The 25,702-nt window shown below is 54.3% G+C and carries 22 protein-coding genes; 15 read left to right on the top strand and 7 right to left on the bottom strand.

Annotated elements, in window-relative coordinates:
* Positions 1-23: 23 nt before the first annotated feature.
* Both smrA and AAHF05_RS09880 read right to left on the bottom strand, forming a co-directional pair.
* The gene (gene smrA, locus AAHF05_RS09885) at positions 24-587 is read right to left on the bottom strand and encodes a DNA endonuclease SmrA (RefSeq protein ID WP_028017338.1); all 564 of its coding nucleotides are present in this window, start codon (positions 585-587) and stop codon (positions 24-26) included.
* 356 nt (positions 588-943) lie between these two features.
* Positions 944-1,855 carry a LysR family transcriptional regulator gene (locus AAHF05_RS09880; protein ID WP_028017337.1) on the bottom strand — a complete coding sequence of 304 codons (912 nt, stop codon included), beginning with the start codon at positions 1,853-1,855 and terminating at the stop codon, positions 944-946.
* Between the two features lie 175 nt (positions 1,856-2,030).
* On the opposite strand from AAHF05_RS09880, the gene AAHF05_RS09875 reads away from it, so the two are divergent.
* From AAHF05_RS09875 to uspE, 7 genes are all read left to right on the top strand, one after another.
* Positions 2,031-3,341, top strand: a complete 1,311-nt coding sequence (locus AAHF05_RS09875) for a M20 family metallo-hydrolase (RefSeq protein ID WP_129325313.1) — start codon at positions 2,031-2,033, stop codon at positions 3,339-3,341.
* Positions 3,341-4,786 carry a M20 family metallopeptidase gene (locus tag AAHF05_RS09870; protein WP_129325315.1) on the top strand — a complete coding sequence of 482 codons (1,446 nt, stop codon included), beginning with the start codon at positions 3,341-3,343 and terminating at the stop codon, positions 4,784-4,786. The genes AAHF05_RS09875 and AAHF05_RS09870 overlap by 1 nt, the downstream gene beginning before the upstream one ends.
* Positions 4,787-4,827: 41 nt before the next feature.
* Entirely contained in the window at positions 4,828-6,354 is a 1,527-nt protein-coding gene (gene abgT / locus AAHF05_RS09865; RefSeq protein ID WP_129325317.1) for a p-aminobenzoyl-glutamate transporter, read from the top strand.
* 10 nt (positions 6,355-6,364) lie between these two features.
* Positions 6,365-6,880 (top strand): methylated-DNA--[protein]-cysteine S-methyltransferase, encoded by a 516-nt coding sequence (ogt, locus tag AAHF05_RS09860; protein ID WP_049006287.1) that lies wholly within the window; start codon positions 6,365-6,367, stop codon positions 6,878-6,880.
* Between the two features lie 183 nt (positions 6,881-7,063).
* Positions 7,064-7,816 carry a fumarate/nitrate reduction transcriptional regulator Fnr gene (fnr, locus tag AAHF05_RS09855; RefSeq protein ID WP_006174991.1) on the top strand — a complete coding sequence of 251 codons (753 nt, stop codon included), beginning with the start codon at positions 7,064-7,066 and terminating at the stop codon, positions 7,814-7,816.
* 135 nt (positions 7,817-7,951) lie between these two features.
* A complete protein-coding gene (locus AAHF05_RS09850; RefSeq protein WP_008500541.1) occupies positions 7,952-8,146 on the top strand; it encodes a hypothetical protein in 195 nt (64 codons plus the stop codon).
* 109 nt (positions 8,147-8,255) lie between these two features.
* A complete protein-coding gene (uspE, locus tag AAHF05_RS09845) occupies positions 8,256-9,206 on the top strand; it encodes a universal stress protein UspE (RefSeq protein ID WP_129325319.1) in 951 nt (316 codons plus the stop codon).
* Positions 9,207-9,263: 57 nt separating this feature from the next.
* Here uspE and pntB read toward each other — a convergent pair whose 3' ends face one another.
* Positions 9,264-10,652 (bottom strand): Re/Si-specific NAD(P)(+) transhydrogenase subunit beta, encoded by a 1,389-nt coding sequence (gene pntB / locus AAHF05_RS09840; RefSeq protein WP_028017331.1) that lies wholly within the window; start codon positions 10,650-10,652, stop codon positions 9,264-9,266.
* A gap of 10 nt (positions 10,653-10,662) precedes the next feature.
* Complete coding sequence (gene pntA, locus AAHF05_RS09835; RefSeq protein WP_028017330.1) at positions 10,663-12,192, bottom strand: Re/Si-specific NAD(P)(+) transhydrogenase subunit alpha; 1,530 nt, start codon at positions 12,190-12,192, stop codon at positions 10,663-10,665.
* Positions 12,193-12,727: 535 nt separating this feature from the next.
* Between pntA and ydgH the strand changes: the two genes are divergently transcribed.
* The 3 genes from ydgH to folM all read left to right on the top strand — a co-directional run bounded on the left by ydgH (position 12,728) and on the right by folM (position 16,002).
* Entirely contained in the window at positions 12,728-13,672 is a 945-nt protein-coding gene (gene ydgH, locus AAHF05_RS09830) for a DUF1471 family protein YdgH (RefSeq protein WP_028017329.1), read from the top strand.
* A gap of 185 nt (positions 13,673-13,857) precedes the next feature.
* Positions 13,858-15,240: an amino acid permease gene (locus tag AAHF05_RS09825; RefSeq protein ID WP_129325321.1), complete on the top strand. Its 1,383-nt coding sequence runs from the start codon at positions 13,858-13,860 to the stop codon at positions 15,238-15,240.
* A 39-nt stretch (positions 15,241-15,279) separates the two neighbouring features.
* Complete coding sequence (folM, locus tag AAHF05_RS09820; protein ID WP_049006290.1) at positions 15,280-16,002, top strand: dihydromonapterin reductase; 723 nt, start codon at positions 15,280-15,282, stop codon at positions 16,000-16,002.
* Here folM and AAHF05_RS09815 read toward each other — a convergent pair.
* Positions 15,999-16,334, bottom strand: a complete 336-nt coding sequence (locus tag AAHF05_RS09815; RefSeq protein WP_023335472.1) for a GlpM family protein — start codon at positions 16,332-16,334, stop codon at positions 15,999-16,001. The genes folM and AAHF05_RS09815 overlap by 4 nt on opposite strands.
* A 132-nt stretch (positions 16,335-16,466) precedes the next feature.
* On the opposite strand from AAHF05_RS09815, the gene rstA reads away from it, so the two are divergent.
* From rstA to tus, 3 genes are all read left to right on the top strand, one after another.
* Positions 16,467-17,183 (top strand): two-component system response regulator RstA, encoded by a 717-nt coding sequence (gene rstA / locus AAHF05_RS09810; protein WP_028017325.1) that lies wholly within the window; start codon positions 16,467-16,469, stop codon positions 17,181-17,183.
* A gap of 24 nt (positions 17,184-17,207) precedes the next feature.
* Positions 17,208-18,506, top strand: a complete 1,299-nt coding sequence (gene rstB / locus AAHF05_RS09805) for a two-component system sensor histidine kinase RstB (protein ID WP_129325323.1) — start codon at positions 17,208-17,210, stop codon at positions 18,504-18,506.
* Between the two features lie 73 nt (positions 18,507-18,579).
* Positions 18,580-19,509, top strand: coding sequence for a DNA replication terminus site-binding protein (gene tus / locus AAHF05_RS09800; RefSeq protein WP_129325325.1), 930 nt, complete (start codon positions 18,580-18,582; stop codon positions 19,507-19,509).
* On the opposite strand, the gene fumC is transcribed toward tus, so the two are convergent.
* Complete coding sequence (gene fumC / locus AAHF05_RS09795; RefSeq protein WP_129325327.1) at positions 19,510-20,904, bottom strand: class II fumarate hydratase; 1,395 nt, start codon at positions 20,902-20,904, stop codon at positions 19,510-19,512.
* Between the two features lie 139 nt (positions 20,905-21,043).
* Positions 21,044-22,690 carry a class I fumarate hydratase FumA gene (gene fumA, locus AAHF05_RS09790; RefSeq protein WP_129325329.1) on the bottom strand — a complete coding sequence of 549 codons (1,647 nt, stop codon included), beginning with the start codon at positions 22,688-22,690 and terminating at the stop codon, positions 21,044-21,046.
* Between the two features lie 197 nt (positions 22,691-22,887).
* Between fumA and manA the strand changes: the two genes are divergently transcribed.
* Positions 22,888-24,063 (top strand): mannose-6-phosphate isomerase, encoded by a 1,176-nt coding sequence (manA, locus tag AAHF05_RS09785; RefSeq protein WP_134707602.1) that lies wholly within the window; start codon positions 22,888-22,890, stop codon positions 24,061-24,063.
* A 99-nt stretch (positions 24,064-24,162) separates the two neighbouring features.
* On the top strand, positions 24,163-25,695 hold the full coding sequence (locus AAHF05_RS09780) for a YdgA family protein (RefSeq protein ID WP_332615029.1): 1,533 nt from the start codon (positions 24,163-24,165) through the stop codon (positions 25,693-25,695).
* Positions 25,696-25,702 lie beyond the last annotated feature (7 nt).

Genomic DNA, 25,702 nt, shown 5'->3' with positions numbered 1-25,702 from the left:
ATGGCGGGCGAGGCTATCGCCCGCTAGCGGCTGCGCTTGGCGTGCCGCTCCCAGTTTTCCTGTTTCGCTTCATCGGATTTTCGTAGCGAAACATAACATGCCCCGCTGCCGCCGTGATGCGGCAGCGCCACGCAGAAAGCCTGCACTTCCTCAAACTCGGTTAACCAGCGCGCCAGATAGCTGCGCACCACATTAGGATGGGAGTTCTGCTCACGCCCTTTCCCGTGAATGATAATCAGGTTACGTAACCCGTCACGTCCGGCCTGGCGAATAAAAGAATACAGCATCTGACGGCAGCGTTCGGCGGGCTGACGTAAGAGATTTAAGCTGGCCTGGCGGGCATATTTACCCGTGCGTAGCTTATCAATAACGCCCTGCTGCACCCCTTCGCGCTGGAACGCCAGCGCCTCTTCAAGGGGCAGAAGTTCCAGAAAGCCCAGGGTCAGGAAGTTATCCAGCTGTTCGGTATCCATCTCCTGGCGCGACCGCGTATTGCGGCTTGGCTGCCAGTGAATATCCGGGCTGCGCTTCAGGGGCTGGACATCCTCCATGGCGTCAAGAAAAAAGGATTTGTCGTCAGGGTTCATGGATATCCTCCGGCTACATCTGAGGACTGTACTATACCTGTGCCAGACAGGGGCCTCAATAACCGTTATACCGCAAGGTATGGTATAAATATTAACCTAATGAATAGATATAATAATCCCCCCACAGACTTAAACCACACTTAACTAAAATTTTAGCAAAGATAAAATAAGTGATTTGTGTTAAAAATTCGTGAAATCAATCACTCACCCGCCTTTCAATTTTCAGGAAAGGTGTTATAACTAAATAAACCTGCCCCATGGATATAACACTCAGGATCTGCGAAAGGACGCACTGCTGTGTGTACTGTAGGGTCTGTCTGATGTCGGGCAGACCCTTTTTTTTTATTATATAAACTTCACTCTACGACTATTTTTCTCGCTTCTCTTCTGAATTGCGTTATTAACGATTCGGCAAGAGGCGTCTGACGTGAATCACGGCGCTGAACTAAATAATATGCCGCTTTTGGAAGCGACTCGATAACCGGGATCATGACCAGACGGTGCGCCAGCAGCGGGTCACAGCCCAGTTCCAGTGGCAATATACTTAAAAAATCACTTTGCGCGACAAGGCTAATACAGGAAGTAAACGTTTCACAGACCACACCAATCCGCGGTATTTGCGAGCGATGGTTAAATACATCCTCTAATTGCTTATAATAACTTCCCCGTGGCGTCGGCATTGTCCAGTTATAATGCAAAAGTTCATTAATAGAGGTTGCTCCTGTCGCCGGATGCCCTTTCCGGCAAAATACCGCAAACGGTTTTTCGAACAGCTTTTCAAACGTAAATTCATGGTCGTAAGGTCCCTGATAATAGGTGTTGATGGTAAAGTCCAGCTCCCCCTGGCGTAGTTCATTGATCATCGACACCAGTTGCCCTTCCATAATCCGGACTTTGACCTGCGGGTGCTGCGCATGAAAGCGGGTGATGACGGCGGGCATGAGGCTGCGTGAAACACTGGCCCCCATCCCAATGTTGATTTGCCCGGCCAGTTCCCCCTGCCGCTGGCGAATGTCATCCTGCGCCGCACGTAACTCTTCCAGAATCAGCCTGGCGCGCGGGTAAAAACCTTCGCCACATTCGGTCAACGCCACGCCCTTACTCCTGCGCACAAAAAGCTGCGCCGCCATGCCCTCTTCCAGCTCTTTGATGGATTTGGTCAGCGCCGGTTGTGACAGATTGAGCGCCCTGCTGGCACCACGAATACTGCCCTGGCGCGCGACTTCAACAAACGCCCGGATTTGATGAAATTTAATCTGAAATGACATAGCCCGACCGATAACCGTTGTTTATCAGAGTAAAGAAACTGTCATCTACTTTAATAGAAAGGGATGTGCGAGGGTAATTCCTGAACGGTTAAAACTGTGAAAAAACGGTTAGTGATAAGTAAAAACTATCACAGCGTGAAGCAGTTCACATATTTTAATGATAACAGGAACAGATATGGACACACTGGCGCAATACATCCAGACATTAACGCCGCAGCTAAGGGCATGGCGTCGCGATTTTCACCATTTTGCGGAATCCGGCTGGGTGGAGTTTCGTACCGCCGCGAAGGTCGCGGAAATCCTTGACTCAATGGGTTACGAACTGGCGATGGGCCGCGACGTAGTGGATGCCGAAAGCCGTATGGGGCTGCCTGATGACGACACCCTTGCGCGGGAGTTTGACCGAGCCCGTGCACAAGGCGCGCCTGAAAAATGGCTCGCGCCGTTTGAAGGCGGATTTACCGGGATTGTAGCGACCCTCAATACCGGCCGACCAGGGCCGACTCTGGCGTTTCGCGTGGACATGGATGCCCTTGATTTAAGTGAAGCACTCGACGACAGGCACCGCCCGTATCGCGACGGATTTGCCTCCTGCAATCCTGGGATGATGCACGCCTGCGCGCACGACGGCCATACCACCATTGGTCTGGGACTGGCACAGGTGCTTAAGCAGAGTGAATCACAACTCAATGGTACCCTCAAACTGATCTTCCAGCCTGCCGAAGAAGGGACGCGCGGCGCACGCGCCATGGTCGCTGCCGGAGCGCTGGACGACGTGGACTATTTCACGGCCATCCATATTGGTACCGGCGTGCCTGCCGGTACGGTTGTCTGCGGCAGCGATAACTTTATGGCGACGACCAAGTTCGACGTGAACTTTACCGGCGTTGCCGCACACGCAGGTGGTAAACCGGAGGACGGGCGTAACGCTCTGCTCGCCGCGGCGCAAGCCGCCATCGCCTTGCACAGCATTGCACCGCACAGCGAAGGTGCATCCCGGGTGAACGTTGGGGTAATGCAGGCGGGCAGCGGACGCAACGTGGTGCCCGCCAATGCGATGATCAAGGTTGAAACCCGCGGCGAAAGCGAAGCCATTAATCAGTATGTCTTTGAACGGGCACAGTCTGTCATCACCGGCGCGGCGGCACTCTATGGCGTGACGGCCGAGATACGCCTGATGGGAGCCGCCACCTCCAGCGCCCCCACCCCCGCCTGGGTCGATTATCTGCGCGAGCAGGCAGGCCAGGTGTCCGGCGTGGTGCATGCCATTGATAACGTTAAAGCCCCGGCGGGTTCCGAAGACGCCACGTTAATGATGGCCCGCGTGCAGCAGAACGGCGGCATGGCGTCATATATGGTGTTTGGCACGGATTTGAGCGCCGGACATCACAATGAAAAATTCGACTTTGATGAGCAGATAATGGCTGTTGCCATCGAAACGCTGGCGCGGACTGCGCTTAATTTCCCGTGGACGCGAGGTGTGTGATGCAGGAGAACTACGCTTTTATTGCCGATGCGATCGACACGCGATGTCGGATGTTAACCGATATTGCCGACGAGATTTGGGATCATCCCGAAACGCGTTTTGAAGAGTTCTGGTCAGCTGAACGGCTCGCCAGTGCGCTGGAGGCCGAAGGCTTCACGCTAACCCGTGAAGCGGGTGGCATTCCGAATGCCTTTATCGCCAGCTTCGGCAGCGGGAAACCGGTTATCGCTCTGCTGGGCGAATACGACGCGCTGGCCGGCTTAAGCCAGCAGGCGCACTGTGCAGCAGCGCAATCCGCCACGCCGGGAGCTAACGGCCACGGCTGCGGGCATAATCTCTTAGGTACCGCAGCATTTGCGGGGGCAATGGCGGTAAAAAGCTGGCTGGAACAACACGGTGGTAGCGGAACAGTGCGTTTTTACGGCTGCCCCGGTGAAGAAGGCGGCTCCGGAAAAACCTTTATGGTGCGTGAGGGTCTGTTTGATGACGTCGATGCCGCCGTCACCTGGCACCCGGAAGCGTTTGCTGGCATGTTTAACGTCAGTACGCTGGCCAACATTCAGGCCGCCTGGCGTTTTCACGGCGTGGCGGCGCATGCGGCCAACTCTCCCCATCTTGGACGCAGCGCGCTGGATGCCGTAACACTGATGACTACTGGCACCAACTTCCTTAACGAACACATCATCGAGAAAGCGCGCGTCCATTACGCCATTACTGACACCGGGGGCATTTCACCCAACGTGGTGCAGGCGCAGGCCGAAGTGTTGTACCTGATCCGCGCTCCGGAGATGGCCGACGCGCAGCAGATCTATGAACGCATTGGGAAAATCGCCCAGGGCGCAGCGATGATGACCGAAACCACCGTCGAGTGCCGCTTTGATAAAGCCTGCTCCAGCTACCTGCCGAACCGTACGCTCGAAGCGGTGATGTATCGCGCAATGCAGCACTACGGTACGCCCGAATGGACCACCGAAGAGCGCGATTTTGCCCGCGAGATCCGCGCCACGCTGACGCCAAACGATCTGCAAAACAGTCTGAAAAATATTGCTGCAACAGGTGGGGAAGCAGGTAAGGCCTTTGCCCGGCGCCACCAGGAGACGCTGCTGGTGGATGAAGTCGCGCCCTATGCCATCACCGACAACGTGCTGGCGGGTTCAACCGACGTGGGCGACGTCAGCTGGAAAATGCCGGTCGCCCAGTGCTTCAGCCCCTGCTTTACCGTCGGCACGCCGCTGCACACCTGGCAACTGGTGGCGCAGGGACGTACCTCCATTGCCCATAAAGGCATGCTGCTGGCCGGAAAAGTGATGGGAGCTACCGCGCTAAATCTGCTACAGGATGCAGAACTGCTGAAAAAATGCCGGGAAGAGTTCGAACAACAAATACAAGAAAAACCGTACGTGTGTCCGATCCCACAAGGTGTGACACCGTCACCTTTAAAATAAAAAAACACAACACAACAACACAATAGTCACGAGGAACGCCCATGAGTATGTCATCCATACCTTCGCATTCCCCATCCGGTAAGCTCTATGGCTGGGTTGAAAGGATCGGCAATAAAGTACCGCACCCTTTCCTGCTGTTTATCTATCTGATTCTGATTTTAATGGTCGCCACTGCCGTGCTCTCCGCCTTTGACGTGAGCGTGCGCAGCCCGGCTGACGGCAGCCTGGTGGCGGTAAAAAACCTGCTCAGCGTTGACGGGCTGCATTGGTTTTTACCCAACGTCATCAAAAACTTCAGCGGTTTCGCCCCGCTTGGCGCCATTCTGGCGCTGGTTCTGGGTGCAGGGCTCGCGGAACGCGTAGGACTGTTACCGGCCCTGATGGTGAAAATGGCCTCTCACGTCAGCGCACGTTACGCCAGCTATATGGTGCTGTTTATCGCCTTCTTCAGCCATATCTCTTCCGATGCTGCGCTGGTCATTATGCCGCCCATGGGCGCGCTGATTTTCCTCGCAGTCGGACGTCATCCTGTAGCGGGTCTGCTGTCGGCAATTGCGGGTGTCGGGTGCGGTTTTACCGCCAATCTGCTGATTGTCACTACCGACGTACTGCTCTCGGGCATCAGTACGGAGGCGGCGAAAACTATCGACCCCGCGATGCATGTCAGCGTCATCGATAACTGGTACTTTATGGCAAGCTCGGTCATTGTCCTGACGATTGTCGGCGGGCTGATAACCGATAAGATCATCGAACCGCGTCTGGGAAAATGGGAAGGTCGCAGCGATGAAAAGCTGGAAACCCTGAGCAAAGAACAGCGCTTCGGCCTGCGCGTGGCGGGCGTGGTCTCGCTGGCCTTTATCGCGCTGGTGGCGCTGATGGTGGTGCCGGAAAACGGCATATTGCGCGATCCGGTTAAACATACCGTTCTTCCCTCACCGTTTATTCAGGGCATTGTGCCGCTAATTATTCTGTTTTTCTTTGTCGTGTCGCTCGCGTATGGCATCGCTACCGGCAAGATTCGCCGTCAGGGCGATCTGCCGCAGCTGATGATCGAGCCGATGAAAGAGATGGCGGGCTTTATCGTGATGGTTTTCCCGCTGGCTCAGTTCGTCGCCATGTTTAACTGGAGCAACATGGGCAAATTTATGGCCGTCGGCCTGACCGACGCGCTGGAGGCTGCCGGGTTAAGCGGCGTCCCGGCGTTTGTCGGTCTGGCGCTACTGTCATCCCTGCTGTGCATGTTCATCGCCAGCGGATCGGCCATCTGGTCAATTCTGGCCCCGATCTTCGTGCCGATGTTTATGATGCTGGGGTTCCACCCGGCATTTGCCCAGATCCTGTTCCGTATCGCTGACTCCTCCGTCATCCCGCTGGCGCCGGTATCACCGTTTGTTCCGCTGTTTTTAGGCTTCCTGCAGCGCTATAAACCGGAAGCCAAACTGGGTACCTACTATTCGCTGGTTTTGCCCTACCCGCTTATCTTTTTAGGAGTATGGCTGGTCATGCTGGTGGCGTGGTATCTTGTCGGCCTGCCAATTGGACCGGGGATCTACCCGAGGCTGAACTAAAGGAACGAGGATGCTGAGATTACTCGAAGATAAGATTGCGACGCCGCTTGGGCCGCTGTGGGTGATCGCGGACGAGCAGTTTTGTCTGCGTGCCGTTGAGTGGGAAGAGCACAGCGATCGCATGGAAGATCTGCTCGATATTCATTACCGCTCACAGGGGTATGAACGTATCAGTGCCACCAACCCTGGTGGACTGAGCGACAAGCTTGCGGCGTACTTTGAGGGCGATCTCAGCAGCATCGACACCCTACCCACCGCCACGGCCGGAACACCTTTCCAGCGCGAAGTGTGGCAAGCACTGCGGACTATCCCGTGCGGACAGGTCATGCATTATGGCCAGCTCGCGGAGCAGTTAGGCCGCGCCGGGGCGGCACGCGCAGTGGGTGCCGCGAATGGCTCCAACCCGGTCAGCATCGTGGTGCCCTGCCATCGAGTGATTGGCCGCAACGGCACCATGACGGGGTATGCCGGAGGCGTACAGCGCAAAGAGTGGTTACTGCGTCACGAAGGGTATCTTCTGCTGTAAATCCCAGGCTTTTTGTGCTTAATTTTCTAACGGTTAGGCTAAAAATCCATAATCAAGCTGTGGAATTTCAAGGAGATGGCAGCACATTGCCGTCTCTTGTTCTTATTGAGAGTTTGCCAGGCTTACGTACTTACCAAAAAGATGTTAAAATTGACCAATATCAATTAAGGCTTGAGCAAACCTATGATCCCGGAAAAGCGAATTATACGACGCATTCAGTCTGGCGGTTGTGCTATCCATTGCCAGGATTGCAGCATCAGCCAGCTCTGTATCCCGTTTACCCTGAATGAGCATGAACTTGATCAGCTTGATAATATCATCGAGCGTAAAAAGCCTATTCAGAAAGGGCAGACGCTGTTTAAAGCGGGAGACGAACTGAAATCGCTCTATGCTATCCGTTCTGGCACCATCAAGAGCTACACCATCACCGAACAGGGTGATGAGCAGATCACCGGCTTCCATCTGGCGGGTGACCTGGTTGGCTTTGATGCCATCGGCACTGGCCACCACCCGAGCTTTGCTCAGGCGCTCGAAACCTCTATGGTTTGCGAAATCCCATTTGAAACTCTGGATGACCTGTCCGGAAAAATGCCTAATCTGCGCCAGCAGATGATGCGCCTGATGAGCGGTGAGATCAAAGGCGATCAGGACATGATCCTGCTGCTTTCCAAAAAGAATGCAGAAGAACGCCTGGCTGCGTTTATCTACAACCTCTCCCGTCGCTTCGCTGAGCGTGGTTTCTCTCCACGCGAATTCCGTCTGACCATGACTCGTGGCGATATCGGCAACTACCTGGGCCTGACCGTGGAAACCATCAGCCGTCTGCTGGGCCGTTTCCAGAAAAGCGGTATGCTGGCTGTTAAGGGTAAATACATCACGATCGAAAACGGCGAAGCACTGGCCGTTCTTGCCGGGCACGCCCGTAACGTGGCATAAAGCCCATATGTATATTGCCAGACCAATAAATTTTCTTGATTTATTGGTCTGGCATATTAACACTTCCGTTATCTGACATTTTCACCGTAGCACGTCCCCACACAGCGCCCAAAAGGTTCTCGTTGAGGTTATGAATTGAGAGAAAGTTTATTTTTCGTTTCAGTCGTGATTGCCTCAGTGACCTTTATCTTCATCTGGATCATGCTTGTCGGCCCGATGAAGGGGGAGGAAAAAACCTACGTTCAGGATTCCACGACCTTTGCGATAGCAGTGATGGTGTTGCTGTTTATTGCATTTATTGCGGTGACAACGACCGTTCTTTTCCTCTGATAATTTTTCATGAATTATTGATCTGGCAAAACCTCCCCCCTGTTTCATTCAGGATATATAGGTTACTCTTTTAATTACAGACTGTGGTGACAGTAGTAAGGAGACCTGTATGGCAAAGTATCAAAACATGCTGGTAGCTATCGATCCGAATCAGGACGATCAGCCGGCATTACGACGTGCTGTGTATTTACATCAACGGATTGGCGGCAAAATCAAAGCGTTTTTGCCGATCTATGACTTCTCATATGAGATGACCACCCTTCTGTCGCCTGACGAGCGCACCGCTATGCGTCAGGGAGTGATCGGCCAGCGTACCGCGTGGATCCGCGAACAGGCGAAGTATTACCTGGAAGCGGGAGTTCCTATTGATATTAAGGTGGTCTGGCATAACCGACCTTTCGAAGCCATTATCCAGGAAGTCGTTGCCGGTGAGCATGACCTGCTGCTGAAGATGGCGCACCAGCACGACAAGCTGGAATCCGTGATCTTCACCCCTACCGACTGGCATCTGCTGCGTAAATGCCCTTGCCCGGTCTGGATGGTGAAAGACCAGCCGTGGCCTGAAGGCGGTAAGGCCGTCGTGGCAGTCAATCTCGCCAGCGAAGAGGATTACCACAATGCGCTGAACGAGAAGCTGGTTAAGGAGACAATCCAGCTCGCTGAACAGGTCAACCACACCGAAGTGCATCTGGTTGGCGCGTATCCGGTGACGCCGATCAATATCGCCATTGAACTGCCTGAATTTGACCCGAGCGTGTATAACGACGCCATCCGTGGTCAGCACCTGTTGGCCATGAAAGCGCTGCGCCAGAAATTCAGCATTGATGAGAAAATGACCCACGTGGAAAAAGGGTTGCCTGAAGAGGTTATCCCGGATTTAGCCGAACATTTGCAGGCCGGGATTGTCGTGCTGGGCACCATTGGTCGAACCGGTATTTCTGCCGCATTCCTCGGCAATACCGCCGAACAGGTGATCGACCATCTGCGTTGTGACCTGCTGGTCATTAAACCGGATGAGTACCAGACGCCGGTTGAGATGGACGACCCGGAAGACGATTAAACAGCGTTTGGGGATAAAAAAGCCGCCAGAATTGGCGGCTTTTTCATTTAGTACAACTTACAGCGCTTTCAGAATAGCATCCACGCTGGCTTTGGCGTCGCCAAACAGCATATGGGTGTTCTCTTTGAAGAACAGCGGGTTCTGAACCCCGGCATAGCCAGTGTTCATGGAGCGTTTGAAGACAATGACGTTCTGCGCCTTCCACACTTCCAGAACCGGCATACCGGCGATTGGGCTACGCGGATCGTCCTGCGCCGCCGGGTTAACGGTGTCGTTAGCACCGATGACCAGCACGGTGTCGGTCTCGGCGAAATCATCGTTGATCTCGTCCATTTCCAGCACGATGTCGTAAGGCACTTTCGCTTCCGCCAGCAGTACGTTCATGTGACCTGGCAGACGCCCTGCCACCGGGTGAATACCAAAGCGAACCTTGATCCCGCGCGCGCGCAGCTTCTCAGTGATCTCCGCGACCGGATACTGAGCCTGTGCTACCGCCATGCCATAGCCTGGGGTGATAATGACCGAATGCGAGTTTTTCAGCATATCAGCAGTATCTTCCGCGTTAATCTCGCGGTGCTCACCCACTTCTTCGTCAGAACCCGTCGAGGAACCATCAGAACCAAACCCACCGGCGATAACGCTGATGAACGAACGGTTCATCGCTTTACACATGATGTAAGACAGGATCGCACCGGAAGAACCCACCAGCGCACCGGTGACGATCAGCAGGTCGTTGCTCAGCATAAAACCTGCCGCCGCAGCCGCCCAACCGGAGTAGGAGTTCAGCATGGAGACAACCACTGGCATATCCGCACCACCGATGGAGGCTACCAGGTGCCAGCCGAATGCCAGCGCAATGATGGTCATCACCAGCAACGCCAGTACCTGCAGACCCACGCTTTCGGTACGCACGAAGACCACCAGCAGCACAAACGACACCACCAGCGCCGCCAGGTTCAGCTTATGACGGTTTGGCAGCATCAGCGGTTTAGACGAGATCTTCCCGCGCAGTTTACCGAACGCAACAATGGAGCCGGTGAAGGTGACCGCACCGATGAAGATTCCGAGGAACACTTCCGTCAGGTGGATGTTCACCAGAATCGGTTCCAGACCCGGGGTGTGGTACAGGTAGCTGTTGAAGCCTACCAGCACCGCCGCCAGACCGACAAAGCTGTGCAGAATCGCAACCAGCTCCGGCATCTCGGTCATTTCAACGCGTTTCGCCAGACGAATACCAATCGCACCACCGATGATCATCGCCACCAGGATCCACGCAACGTTGCCGGTGTCCGGCCCAAAGATGGTGGCAATCAGTGCAATCGCCATCCCGGCGATACCAAAGTTATTACCCTGCTGAGACGTTTCGTGTTTGGAAAGCCCCGCCAGACTGAAAATAAACAGGATTGCAGCAACAATGTATGCGGCTGTCACTAATCCTCCAGACATATGCTACCCCTTAGCCTTTACGAAACATTTTCAGCATGCGCTGAGTCACGGTGAAACCACCGAAAATATTGATACTGGCGATCAACACCGCAACAAAGCTCAGGAAGCTGATCCAGCCGCCGTGACCAATCTGCAGTAACGCCCCAACCACGATAATCCCCGAGATGGCGTTGGTGACCGACATCAGTGGCGTATGCAAGGCATGGGAAACGTTCCACACCACGTAGTAACCCACCACGCAGGAGAGCGCGAAGACGGTAAAGTGGCCAAGGAACTCTTTCGGTGCAACGTTAGCCAGCCAGCCGAACAGAATAATCGCCAGCGCCATGATCGCGTATTTGCGCCATGGAGAAGCGGGTTTGGCGGGTTCTTTAGGTTCTGGTGCCGCTTTCGGTGCAGCCTGAGGCTGAGCAGAAACCTGAATAGGTGGCGCAGGCCAGGTGATTTCACCTTCACGAACCACGGTAACGCCACGTACGACCACATCGTCGAAATCAACGGTGACGTTGCCGTCTTTCTCTTTGCAGAGCAGTTTCAGCAGGTTAACGAGGTTGGTGCCGTACAGCTGAGAAGACTGCGTTGGCAGACGGCCTGGCAGATCGGTATAACCGATCACCTTCACGCCGTTCGCGGTCGTGGTCACCTGATTCGGGACGGTATATTCACAGTTACCGCCGTTTTGCGCCGCCAGGTCGACAATCACGCTGCCCGGCTTCATGGAATCTACCATTTCACGGGTGATCAGCTTCGGCGCGGGTTTACCCGGGATAAGCGCAGTGGTGACAATAATATCGACATCTTTCGCCTGGGCGGCGAAGAGTTCCATTTCGGCTTTGATAAAGGCTTCAGACATGACCTTCGCGTAACCATCGCCGCTGCCTGCTTCTTCCTTGAAGTCCAGCTCAAGGAATTCGGCACCCATACTTTGAACCTGTTCCTTAACCTCAGGACGGGTGTCAAACGCGCGCACGATAGCCCCCAGGCTATTTGCTGCACCGATTGCAGCAAGACCCGCAACGCCCGCGCCAATCACCATCACCTTCGCCGGAGGGACTTTACCCGCCGCAGTGATTTGACCGGTAAAGAAGCGACCAAATTCGTGGGCCGCTTCAACAATGGCGCGGTAGCCGGCAATGTTTGCCATGGAGCTTAAGGCATCCAGCGACTGGGCACGCGAAATACGCGGCACAGAATCCATGGCCATCACGGTCACGCCACGTGCCGCCAGCTTCTCCATCAGCTCAGGATTTTGCGCAGGCCAGATGAAACTCACCAGCGTCGTACCTGGATTGAGCAGCACAATCTCACTCTCTTCCGGTGCGTTCACCTTCAGAATCACCGGTGACTGCCAGACTTCAGCACTGTCCACCACTTCCGCGCCAGCCTGGATGAAGGCTTCGTCATCGAAACTCGCCAGTTTGCCTGCGCCGCTTTCAACCGCGACGGTAAAACCCAGTTTAAGCAGTTGCTCCACCGTTTTCGGTGTTGCCGCTACGCGGGTTTCATTGGCTAACCGTTCTTTTGGTACCCCAATACGCATAGTTTTCCCTTCCATCGGTTTTTGATGATGGTTTGTCGATAAATGCCCGCGGTTTGTATCAATTTTCGCCATCACAATAGCGACGAGATATGATTAACCCCGGAAAATAAAACAGTAACAAACTGTCTATAACCTACTGAAAATAGCGCCCGTGATCTACCGCCAGAAAACACTATTTCTTACTTTATCTGTGAAAAATAAGCGATCGGCGTCACTGACAGTGATATTTACCTTAAATTCATCGTCGAAGCCGATAAATCGCGCAAGCGAAGCGGTAAAAACATGATATAGCGCCATAAGAGAACAAGTTATTAACATTAAATTAACTTGTGAAAGTCATAAGCTTTATCAGTTTTACTTGTCAAACGTCTGTTTTTTCAACATATCACTAAATGTTATCGAATTCGGTGATTCAGTAAGCACTGGCAGTGAAAAATGCCGCAGACAGCGACAGGTTTTAAATGCCATAATCGGGACCGTCTCAAATTAACAACAATACCAGTACATGGTTTGCGCAAGGCGAAGGATTATTTTTATGAAGCTTAAGAACACACTCCTGGCGTCCGCACTTCTCTGTGCGACCGCCCTGTCTGCGAATGCCGCAACAGAGTTAACGCCGGAGCAAGCGGCAGCGTTAAAACCTTTTGACCATACGGTCATTGTGGGTCGTTACAATTCCATTGGCGATGCCGTCGCCGCCGCATCAAAAGCCGCCGATAAAAATGGTGCGGCCTCGTTTTACGTCGTTGACCAGTCTGATTATGGCAACAGCGGTAATCAGCGCGTAACGATTGCGCTGTTCAAAGACAATGCACCGAAAGCTGATGCACCGAAAAATCGCGTGATTAATGGCATCGTTGAACTGCCAAAAGATCAAGCGATCGCATTGGAACCTTATGACACCGTCACCGTTCAGGGCTTCTATCGCAGCCAGCCTGAAGTGAACGATGCCATCACCAAAGCGGCGAAAGAGAAAGGTGCATATTCTTTCTATATCGTGCGTCAGGTGGATGCTAACCAGGGCGGCAACCAGCGCATTACCGCGTTCATCTATAAAGAAGATGCGAAAAAACGTGTTCTGCAAAGTCCGGATGTTATCCCGGCTGATTCCGAAGCAGGCCGCGCGGCAATCGCGAAAGGCGGTGAGGCAGCGAAGAAAGTTGAAATCCCTGGCGTAGCAACATCTGCTGCACCAAGCGCTGAAGTGGGCCGTTTCTTCGAAACGCAATCCACGAAAGGTGGCCGTTATTCCGTGACGCTGCCAGACGGTACCAAAATTGAAGAGCTGAACAACGCCACTGCTGCGCAGATGGTGCCGTTCGACAGCATCAAGTTTACCGGCAACTACGGCAACATGACGGAAGTCTCTTATCAGGTCGCGAAGCGTGCGGCGAAGAAAGGGGCGAAATACTACCACATCACCCGCCAGTGGCAGGAACGTGGCAACAACGTGACGATCAGCGCCGATCTCTACAAGTAACAAAATCATTGATCAAAGGCGGCGCAATGCCGCCTTTTTTTGTTACTTTTTTTGAATTTCTGCCACACGTCATTGCATGCTTTCGTTACACTCCGTAAAATCCCGCGCCTTAGTGTGATCCACCATTTTTATGCGCCTGTGCGAAATAATTATTCTGGATTTGGACTTTTCATAACAGGAAGCCAATGGAAAAGAAACTTGGCCTGAGTGCTCTGACTGCACTCGTTTTAAGCTCAATGCTGGGCGCGGGCGTATTCAGTTTACCGCAGAACATGGCGGCGGTGGCAAGCCCAGCCGCACTCCTCATTGGCTGGGTTATCACCGGCGTTGGGATATTGCTGCTGGCGTTCGCAATGTTGCTGCTGACCCGCATCCGACCGGATCTGGACGGCGGTATTTTCACCTATGCACGTGAAGGTTTTGGTGAGCTGATTGGCTTCTGCTCCGCCTGGGGATACTGGTTATGCGCGGTTATCGCCAACGTCTCCTATCTGGTGATCGTCTTCTCGGCGCTGAGTTTCTTTACCGACACGCCTGAGCTGCGTCTCTTTGGCGATGGTAACACCTGGCAGTCTATTGTGGGTGCCTCGGTACTGCTGTGGTTCGTTCACTGGCTGGTTTTACGTGGCGTACAAACAGCAGCCAGTATTAACCTTGTGGCAACCCTCGCGAAGCTGGTCCCGCTTGGTCTGTTTATCGTGCTGGCCTTTATTGCGTTCCGTATGGACGTATTTAAGCTCGATTTCACCGGCGTTGCGCTGGGCGTACCTGTCTGGGAGCAGGTGAAAAACACGATGCTCATCACCCTGTGGGTGTTTATCGGTGTTGAAGGCGCGGTCGTGGTTTCCGCCCGGGCACGCAATAAACGCGATGTGGGCCGTGCAACTCTGCTGGCCGTACTGGCCGCGCTGGGGGTCTATCTGCTGGTGACGCTGCTGTCGCTGGGCGTGGTAGCTCGCCCTGAGCTGGCCGGGATGCGTAACCCATCAATGGCAGGACTGATGGTAAAAATGCTTGGTCCCTGGGGCGACGTGGTAATTGCTGCGGGGCTGATCATCTCCGTCTGTGGCGCTTACCTGAGCTGGACCATCATGGCCGCTGAAGTCCCGTTCCTGGCCTCTACGCATAAGGCGTTTCCACGCCTGTTTGCCCGTCAGAACAAAAACAGTGCGCCGTCTGCGTCACTCTGGCTGACTAACATCAGCGTGCAGGTCTGTCTGGTGCTGATCTGGCTCACAGGTTCTGACTATAACACTCTGCTGACCATCGCCTCAGAGATGATTCTGGTACCCTATTTCTTAGTGGGCGCGTATTTGTTAAAAATCGCCACACGCCCGGCGCACTATGTTGTGGGTGTAGGAGCCTGTATTTACGGTCTGTGGTTGTTGTATGCTTCCGGGCCTATGCATTTGCTGCTGTCTGTAGTGTTATATGCACCGGGTTTGCTGGTGTTTATCTATGCACGCCGCACGCATCAGCTGGAAAACGCACTTAAACGCCGCGAGATGGCCTTAATCGGACTGTTACTGGTTGCTGCTTTACCGGCAACCTGGATGTTAATGGGATAGCATCGCCTTTCCCATTGTTGAACTGTAAAGGAGAATACGATGGGAAATGAACAGCTTCACCCAATACTGATTACCGGTGGAGGCCGCCGTATCGGCCTCGCCCTTGCCCATCATTTTCTCAACCTTCGCCATCCGGTCATCGTCAGTTATCGTACTGAATATCCCTCTGTCGAAGGATTACGGAAAGCAGGAGCTGTCTGCATTCAGGCGGATTTTTCAACCGATGAAGGCATTCTGGCCTTTGCGGATAAGGTGAAGTCCACCACGACGGGGCTACGTGCCGTTATCCATAACGCCAGTGCCTGGTGTGCCGAAAAGCCCGGCACGTCGCTCAGCGAAACGCTCTCTGCCATGTTACAGATCCACGTTAATACGCCCTATTTGCTTAATCACGCGCTGCAGGATCTGCTGCGCGGCCACGGGCATGCTGCGGGTGACATTATCCATTTCACCGATTATGTGGTGGAGCGTGGCAGCGACAAGCACATTGCCTATGCAGCCAGTAAAGCCGCGCTGGATAACATGACGCGCTCGTTTGCCCGCAAACTCGCGCCCGAGGTGAAGGTAAATGCCATCGCTCCGGCAATGATTTTATTTAACGAAACCGATGATGCGGAGTATCGCCAGCAGGCGCTGAACAAGTCGCTGATGAAAATCGCCCCAGGCGAAAAAGAGGTGATCGACCTTGTGGATTACCTGCTCACCAGTTGCTACGTTACCGGCAGAACCTTTGCCGTAGACGGAGGCCGCCCGCTGCGCTAGTGAAAACGGCTCCAGAAAAAGATTAACACCCAGGCGCTGAGCCCCCAGCAGACCACTGCCCCGCTCAGCGCCAGGGGAAGTCGCAGAAAACCGGTGAAATACCAGAGCGATAACAGGTAGAGGAAATACGGGATGATAGACCACATGCCAAACACGATGGTCGTTCGCAATGCTTCTGTGCCCCGTTCAGAGGCCACAATATAGTGTGCAATGAGCGCAAAAGTCGGAAAGAGTGGAATCAGCCCGGCAATATAATAATTTTTGGTTTTTGCCAGAATGCCAATCAGTAACACCACCAGCGCCCCAAGCACGGCTTTAATCACCAGTCCCATACTTTTTCTTTCCTGAAACAATCAAGTAACAATATGAGTCAGAATAACGGAACTGATGCTAATTTTGAAAGATTAATGGAAGGTTAAGGTTCTGCGGTGTATGTTGACATTTTTCACGATAACAGACGTTGTATGAATAAGATTGTTTATGTTGAAGACGAACCCGAAGTCGGGCAATTGATCGCCGCCTATCTGGGTAAACATGATATGGACGTCATTGTTGAGCCTCGTGGCGATCGCGCCGAAGAGGTCGTCGTGCGTGAAAACCCGGACCTGGTACTGCTGGATATCATGTTGCCAGGAAAAGATGGCATGACGCTCTGCCGCGACCTGCGCGCCCGCTGGGACGGTCCTATCGTCCTGCTCACCTCGCTGGACAGCGATATGAACCATATCTTGTCGCTTGAGATGGGTGCCAATGACTACATTCTGAAAACCACACCGCCTGCCGTTTTGCTCGCGCGCCTGCGTCTTCATTTACGCCAGCACGCCAGCATTGAACGCGAAGCGCCTGCTCCGTCGCTGACGCCGCACAAAGCGATGCGTTTTGGTACGCTTTCCATTGATCCGATCAACCGTCAGGTACTGCTTTCCGACGAGCTTATTGCGCTCTCGACAGCAGATTTTGACCTGCTTTGGGAGCTGGCAACACATGCCGGGCAAATCATGGATCGCGATGCGCTGCTGAAAAACCTGCGCGGAGTAAGTTATGACGGCATGGATCGCAGCGTTGATGTGGCGATATCGCGCCTGCGCAAAAAGCTGCAGGATAACGCCACCGAGCCGTACCGCATTAAAACCGTGCGTAACAAAGGCTACCTGTTTGCCCCGCACGCCTGGGAAACCTGATTATTTCATCATCCGGAATCGTTAATGAAAAAGCTGTTTGTGCAGTTTTATCTTCTGCTGTTTGTCTGCTTCCTGGTGATGACCATGCTGGTCGGGCTGGTCTATAAATTCACTGCCGAACGTGCAGGCAGGCAGTCGCTGGATGACCTGATGAAAAGCTCGCTGTATCTGATGCGCAGCGAGCTGAGAGAGATCCCACCGCACGACTGGGCAAAAACCCTGAAAGAGCTGGATCTGAACCTGTCGTTTGATTTACGCATTGAGCCGTTGAAAGATTTCGATTTGGACGCGCGTGCCATGCAGCGTCTTCGCGACGGAGACATTGTCGCGCTGGATGAGAAATATACCTTTATCCAGCGTATTCCACGCAGCCACTACGTGTTGGCCGTCGGGCCGGTGCCCTACCTCTATTATCTGCACCAGATGCGTCTGCTGGATATGGCCCTAATGGCCTTTATCGCCATTTCACTCGCGTTTCCGGTTTTTATCTGGATGCGGCCACACTGGCAGGACATGCTGAAACTGGAATCCGCCGCACAGCGTTTTGGCGAGGGACATTTTACCGAACGTATTCACTTCGACAGCGGTTCCAGCTTTGAACGTCTGGGCGTGGCCTTTAACCAGATGGCCGATAACATCAATGCCCTAATCGCCAGTAAGAAGCAGTTGATCGACGGGATTGCACACGAGCTGCGGACGCCGCTGGTTCGCCTGCGCTATCGTCTTGAAATGAGCGAGAATCTGACGGAAGCGGAATCTCAGGCTCTGAATCGCGATATTGGCCAGCTTGAAGCGCTGATTGAGGAGCTGCTGACCTACGCGCGCCTCGACCGCCCGCAGAACGAGCTGAACCTCAGCACGCCGGATCTGCCTGACTGGCTGCAAACTCACATTGATGATGTCCAGAGCGTGAACCCACAACGCACGCTGTTGACCCGCGTTACCTCGGGTGATTATGGTGCTCTGGATATGCGCCTGATGGAGCGCGTGCTGGACAACCTGCTCAACAACGCCATGCGTTACAGCGAAAGCACATTGCAGATTGGACTGGATTTACAGGGCAATCAGGCTTGTCTGACGGTGGAGGATGACGGGCCGGGGATAGCCCCGGAAGCGCGAGAAACGGTGTTTGAACCGTTTGTGCGTCTCGATCCCAGCCGCGATCGCGCCACTGGCGGATGCGGCCTGGGGCTGGCGATTGTCTACTCTATCGCACAGGCGATGGGCGGAACGGTGCATTGCGAGGAGAGCGAACTCGGTGGCGCGCGCTTCTGCTTTAGCTGGCCGGTATACCATAACATCGCCCTTCCCGTTCCTGCCTGACTTAAACCGCACGCTGGCCTGACCCAGCGTGCTGTGCTATATGATAAGTATGTTGTAACTAATGAGTATATTTATGGCGACTTACGATCTCATCGAAAGGCTCAACAGCACCTTTCGCGAAATAGAACATGAATTACTTACGCTGACAGAACGCTTGCAAACCTGCCGCCTGCTGGCCGCGCGCGTCTTTACCCTACCGGATGTAGCCAAAGGGGCTGAACACGATCCGCTGGATACCATCGACGTGAAACAGCACATCGGCAAAGCCGCATTTGAACTGGCATTAAAACATTATCGTCACCTTTTTATTCAGCAGCAGTCAGAACAACGCAGCAGTAAGGCGGCTGTTCGTCTGCCTGGCGTGATCTGCCTGCAAACCGATACGACAACGCGTGAAGCGCTGGAAGGTCAGATTACGTATATCAACACTCTGAAAGCGGCATTTGAAAAGATCATCACCGAAGAGTCAGGCCTGGCCCCTGCTGCCCGGTTCGAGTGGGTGCATCGTCAGCTTCCGGGATTGATTACCCTGAATGCCTATCGCACGCTGACGGTATTGCGTCATCCCGCCACGCTGCGCTTCGGCTGGGCCAATAAGCACATCATTAAAAACTTCACCAAGGATGAGATTCTGGCGCAACTGGAAAAAAGTCTGAAGACGCCGCGCACCGTGGCACCGTGGTCGCGGGAACAGTGGATTGAACGCCTGGAGCAGGAGTATCACAGCATCGCCTCGCTACCGGCGGACACGCGCCTCAAAATAAAGCGCCCGGTGAAGGTCCAGCCTATCGCCCGCGTCTGGTATTCCGGTCAACAGAAACAGGTGCAGTATGCCTGTCCGACACCGCTGATTGCGCTTTACGATGACGATCGGGGTGCTATCGTGCCGGATATCGGTGAACTTCTGAATTACGATGCTGAAAATATCCAGCACCGTTACAGACCTCAGGCGCAGCCGCTACAGCTGATTATTCCGCGGCTGCACCTTTATGTGGCGGGATGATTATTTCAGACTGCCGACCATCGCTTCCGGACGAACCCAGGCGTCGAACTCCGCCTCCGTCAGGTAGCCCAGCGCCAGGGCGGAGGCTTTCAGCGTCAGCCCCTCTTTATGCGCTTTTTTGGCAATCTCGGCGGCTTTATCGTAGCCGATATGGGTATTGAGCGCGGTCACCAGCATCAAAGACTCGTTGAGCAACTGGCTGATGCGCTCGCGGTTTGGCTCAATGCCTACCGCACAGTGCTCGTTAAAGCTCTCCATTCCGTCCGCCAGCAGCCGAATGGATTGCAGAACGTTGTGGATCACCATTGGACGATAGACGTTCAGCTCGAAGTTGCCGGATGCGCCTCCCACGTTAACGGCCACGTCGTTGCCCATCACCTGACAGCAAAGCATAGTCATGGCTTCGCACTGGGTCGGGTTCACTTTACCCGGCATGATGGAGCTGCCCGGCTCGTTTTCCGGGATGCTGATTTCACCGATGCCGCAGCGCGGGCCCGAGGCCAGCCAGCGCACGTCGTTGGCGATTTTCATCAGCGAGGCCGCCAGCCCTTTCAGCGCACCGTGGGTGTGGACCAGCGCATCGCAGGTCGCCAGCGCTTCGAACTTATTGGGTGCCGTAACGAACGGCTGCCCGGTGATGTTTGCCAGCTCCTCCGCCACGCGCACCGCGTATTCAGGGTGAGTATTTAACCCGGTCCCCACCGCCGTACCGCCGAGCGCCAACTCCGCCAGATGCGGCAGGCTGTATTCAATGTGCTTCAGGTTATGTTCCAGCATCGCCACCCAGCCGGAAATCTCTTGTCCGAGGGTTAACGGCGTGGCGTCCTGCAGGTGAGTACGACCAATTTTGACGATATCGCGGAAAGCCTGCGCTTTTTCGTTGAGGGTCTTTTTCAGCACATTCAGCTGCGGGATAAGCTGCTCGCGAAGAGCGATGACAGCCGCCACGTGCATTGCCGTCGGGAAGACATCATTAGAGCTTTGGCTCTTATTGACGTCATCATTCGGATGAACCTTACGCTCCATACCGCGCACGCCGCCCAGCAGCTCGCTTGCGCGGTTTGCCAGCACTTCGTTCATGTTCATGTTGCTTTGCGTACCGGAACCGGTCTGCCAGATGGCCAGAGGGAATTCATCGGGGTGCTTGCCTGCCAGCACCTCGTCAGCCGCGCTGATGATGGCCGAGGCTTTTTCTGAAGCCAGCAACCCTAAGTCCTGATTCACTTTGGCTGCGGCGCGTTTCGTCAGCGCCAGCGCCTGAATCAGCGAAACGGGCATTTTCTCTGTTGAGATGCGGAAGTGTTCCAGCGAACGCTGGGTTTGTGCGCCCCAAAGTTTGTCGGCCGGGACGTCGATCGCGCCCATAGAATCTGTCTCGCGACGATGCGTTGTCATTACTTTCTCCTTGATAACAAAGATGGGATTGCTCACATGCTTAAGAGATAAGTATTGATGGCTTCTGAATTACCGTATGGCGCTTTGTGCGCTCTTTATTATGCCGGGTGGAACTGACGCCACCCGGCAGAGTTTTAGCTTACTTTACACACGCCGAACATTGGGAGGACTGGATCTGCTTGAAGAAGTCATTGCCTTTGTCATCCACAAGGATAAACGCCGGGAAATCTTCCACTTCAATTTTCCAGATCGCTTCCATACCCAGTTCCGGGTATTCCACGCACTCCAGGCTCTTGATGCTGCCCTGCGCCAGCACGGCAGCCGGGCCGCCGATGCTGCCCAGATAGAAACCGCCATGCTTGTGGCAGGCATCCGTCACCTGCTGGCTACGGTTGCCTTTCGCCAGCATGATCATGCTGCCGCCGTTGGCCTGCAGCTGGTCAACGTACGAGTCCATACGCCCTGCCGTGGTTGGGCCTAACGAGCCAGAGGCGTAGCCTTCCGGGGTTTTCGCCGGGCCAGCGTAGTAGATCGGGTGATCTTTAATGTACTGCGGCAGCCCTTCGCCATTGTCCAGACGTTCTTTCAGCTTCGCGTGCGCGATGTCGCGCCCCACGATAATCGTGCCGTTCAGTGAGAGACGCGTAGACACCGGATACTGGGAAAGCTGCGCCAGGATCTCTTTCATCGGACGGTTCAGATCAACGCGAACCGCTTCACCCTCACCTGCTTTACGCAGTTCTTCCGGAATGTACTTACCTGGGTTGTTTTCCAGCTTTTCGATCCACACACCTTTGCGGTTGATCTTGGCCTTGATGTTGCGATCCGCAGAGCAGGACACGCCCATCCCGACCGGGCAGGATGCACCGTGACGCGGCAGACGGATCACGCGCACGTCGTGAGCAAAATATTTGCCGCCAAACTGCGCCCCCAGGCCCAGATTACGTGCTTCTTCCAGCAATTCCTGCTCAAGCTGCACGTCGCGGAACGCCTGGCCGTGCTCGTTCCCTTCCGTTGGCAGGCCATCGTAGTATTTGGTTGAGGCCAGCTTGACGGTCTTCAGCGTGCTTTCAGCCGAGGTACCGCCGATCACGAAGGCAATATGGTACGGCGGGCACGCCGCGGTGCCGAGGGTGCGCATCTTCTCAACCAGGTAATTCTTCAGCTTGCCCGGGGTGAGCAGCGCTTTGGTTTCCTGATAAAGATAGGTTTTGTTGGCTGAACCGCCGCCTTTGGCGATGCAGAGGAATTTGTACTCGTCACCGTCTACGGTATAGAGGTCAATCTGCGCAGGCAGGTTGGTACCGGTGTTAACCTCTTTGTACATATCCAGCGCCGCGTTTTGCGAATAGCGCAGGTTATCTTCGGTGTAGGTGTTGTAGACGCCGTGCGCCAGCGCCGCTTCGTCACCGCCGCCGGTCCAGACGCGCTGGCCTTTTTTACCGACAATGATTGCCGTGCCGGTGTCCTGACAGGTCGGCAGAACGCCTTTCGCCGCGATGTCTGAGTTACGCAGGAACTGCAGGGCAACGTATTTATCGTTCTCGCTGGCCTGCGGGTCGCTCAGGATATCGGCAACCTGCTGCTGATGCGCGGGACGGAGCATAAACGAAGCGTCGTGGAACGCATGCTGCGCCAGCAGCGTCAGCGCCTGCGGATCGACCTTGAGGATCTCCTGTCCTTCAAACTCAGAGACGGAAACGTGATCGCGGGTTAACAGGTAATACTCGGTCTGATCCTTACTCAGCGGGAAAGGATCCTGATAATGAAAGGGTTTATTCGACATTGTTCTCTCACTTACTGCTTCAGTCTGATTATTTGGGCAGATGTTCCGCTGCCCGCTTAAAAGCGAGTCAGCTTATCCTACACAATTTTTTAACAAAAACTGAGACTAGTACGACTTTTTACATCCGCAGGTTACTTCCACGTGGTTTATTGCTTTAATACCCGGAGTTAATTCCACATTTGAATCAGGGCTTGATAATGCAAAAACTCATTAACTCAGTGCAAAACTACGCCTGGGGAAGTAAAACTGCGTTAACGGATCTCTACGGTATCGCTAACCCGAACAACCTGCCGATGGCAGAACTGTGGATGGGGGCGCACCCGAAGAGCAGCTCAAAAATTGAAGATGCCAGCGGCCAGATTCGCGCTCTGCGCGACGTCATTGATGCCGATAAAGGCGCGCTGCTGGGCGACAAGGTTGCCAGCCGTTTTGGCGAGTTGCCGTTCCTGTTTAAAGTACTGTGCGCCGACCAGCCGCTCTCCATTCAGGTTCACCCGAACAAGAAAGCCTCTGAGATTGGCTTCGCCAAAGAGAACGCAGCAGGTATTCCGTTAGATGCCGCCGAGCGTAACTACAAAGATCCTAACCATAAGCCGGAGCTGGTCTTTGCGCTGACCCCGTTCCTGGCGATGAATGCGTTCCGCGAGTTTTCAGAGATCATTTCCCTGCTGCAACCGGTCGCGGGTGCCAGCAAGGCTATCGCCCACTTCCTCGAAAACCAAAACGCAGACGCGCTGAGCCAGCTGTTTGCCAGCCTGCTTAACATGCAGGGTGAAGAGAAATCGCACGCGCTGGCGGTGCTTAAAGCAGCGCTAAACACGCAGCAAGGTGAACCGTGGGAGACTATCCGCCTGATTTCCGAATTCTACCCGGACGACAGCGGACTGTTCTCTCCGCTGCTGCTGAACGTGGTGAAGCTGAACCCGGGCGAAGCGATGTTCCTGTTTGCCGAAACGCCTCACGCCTATCTGCAGGGTGTCGCCCTGGAGGTAATGGCCAACTCCGACAACGTGCTGCGCGCGGGTCTGACGCCGAAATACATCGATATTCCTGAGCTGGTTGCCAATGTGAAGTTCGTGGCGAAACCTGCCGGCGAGCTGCTGACTCAGCCGGTGAAAAAAGGCGCAGAGCTGGACTTCCCTATCCCGGTTGAGGATTTTGCTTTCTCACTGCACGACCTGAGCCAGACAGAAACGACCATCGCGCAGGAGAGCGCGGCGATCCTGTTCTGCGTAGAGGGCGAAGCGGTGCTGCATAAGGGAGAACAGCGTCTGGTGCTCAAGCCGGGCGAGTCGGCTTTCGTTGCGGCCAATGAATCTCCGGTTAGCATTAGCGGTAAAGGCCGCCTGGCGCGCGTTTTTAATAAGCTATAGGGACTTACTGAATTTTTTAACAACTCTTGCTAAGCTAGTTGCTGGCTTTATATCTCCGGGCGGTGTCTACCGCCTGGTTTCATTTTAGGGATAGTCGCAATGAAAAAATCGGTCGTAGCGGTTGGAGTGATTGTAGCGTTAGGCGTGGTCTGGACAGGTGCCTCCTGGTTTACCGGGAAACAGCTGGAAGGCCGTCTGGCTGAGATGGTGGCGCAGGCTAACAGCGAGCTTAAACGCAGCGCGCCGGAAGCAGGTCTTGAGCTGAGCTACCAGAATTATCAGCGCGGCGTATTTACCAGCCATATGCAGGTTGTGGTGAAGCCGGTTGCCGGTACTGAAAACGGCTGGCTGAAATCGGGCCAGAGTGTGGTGCTGGATGAAGTGGTCAGCCACGGTCCGTTGCCTCTGGCGCAGTTGAAGTCCTTTAACCTGATCCCGTCGATGGCATCCGTTCACACCGTACTGGTGAACAACGACCTGACCAAACCGCTGTTCGACCTGGCGAAGAATGAATCACCTTTCGAGATTAACACTCGCATCAGCTATGCCGGTGACACGAGTTCCGATATTGCTCTGAAAGCGCTGAACTACGAGAAAGAGAATGAGAAAGTCGCCTTCAGCGGCGGTAACTTCAAGCTTGATGCTGACCGCGACGGAAACGTGTTCTCCCTGACGGGTGAAGCGGAAAGTGGCCTGGTCAATGCCGTCAATGAATACAACCAGAAAGTTCAGCTCACCTTCAATAATCTGAAAGCCGACGGCAATAGCCGAATGACCGATTTTAAAGAGCGTATCGGCGATCAAAAACTGTCTCTCGATAAGGTTGCCATTGCGGTTGAAGGAAAAGAGATGGCCGTGCTGGAAGGCATGGACGTCAACGGCAAATCTGACGTTTCCAAAGACGGTAAGAGTATCAATACTCAACTGGACTACACGCTGAAGAGCCTGAAAGTGCAGAATCAGGATCTGGGCACCGGCAAACTCTCTCTGAAGATCGGCAATATCGACGGCCAGGCGTGGCACGAGTTTAGCCAGAAATACAGCAAAGAGAGCCAGGCGCTGCTGACCGATACCGCACTGCAGCAGAACCCTGAGGTATATCAGCAGCAGGCGATAGCGGTGCTGTTCAATAACCTGCCGATCCTGCTGAAAGGCGAGCCGGTGATAACCGTTGCGCCACTGAGCTGGAAAAACAGCAAAGGCGAAACCAACTTCAACCTGTCTCTTTTCCTGAAAGATCCGGCAACTGCCACGGGTGAACCGCAAACGCTGGCACAGGAAGTGGATCGCAGCGTGAAATCGCTCGACAGCAAGCTGACCATCCCAATGGAGATGGCAACCGAGTTTATGACCCAAATTGCGAAACTGGAAGGCTACGGTGATGAAGACGCCGGCAAGCTGGCGAACCAGCAGGTGAAAGGCCTGGCGGCGATGGGCCAGATGTTCCGCATCACCAAGGTGGAGAACAACACGATTTCCACCAGCCTGCAGTACGCCAACGGCCAGGTCACGCTTAACGGCGACAAAATGCCGCTGGAAGACTTCGTCGGCATGTTTGGTATGCCGGCTCTGGGGATGCCGGACCCGGCTGAACCGGCAGCACCAACCGAACCGGCTGCACCTCAGCAGTAAACAACGA

It is taken from the genome of Enterobacter adelaidei (assembly GCF_041937165.1).
Classification (GTDB): domain Bacteria; phylum Pseudomonadota; class Gammaproteobacteria; order Enterobacterales; family Enterobacteriaceae; genus Enterobacter; species Enterobacter adelaidei.
The sequence above is the reverse complement of the archived record's forward strand: the minus strand, read 5'-3'. Positions and strand labels throughout refer to the sequence as shown.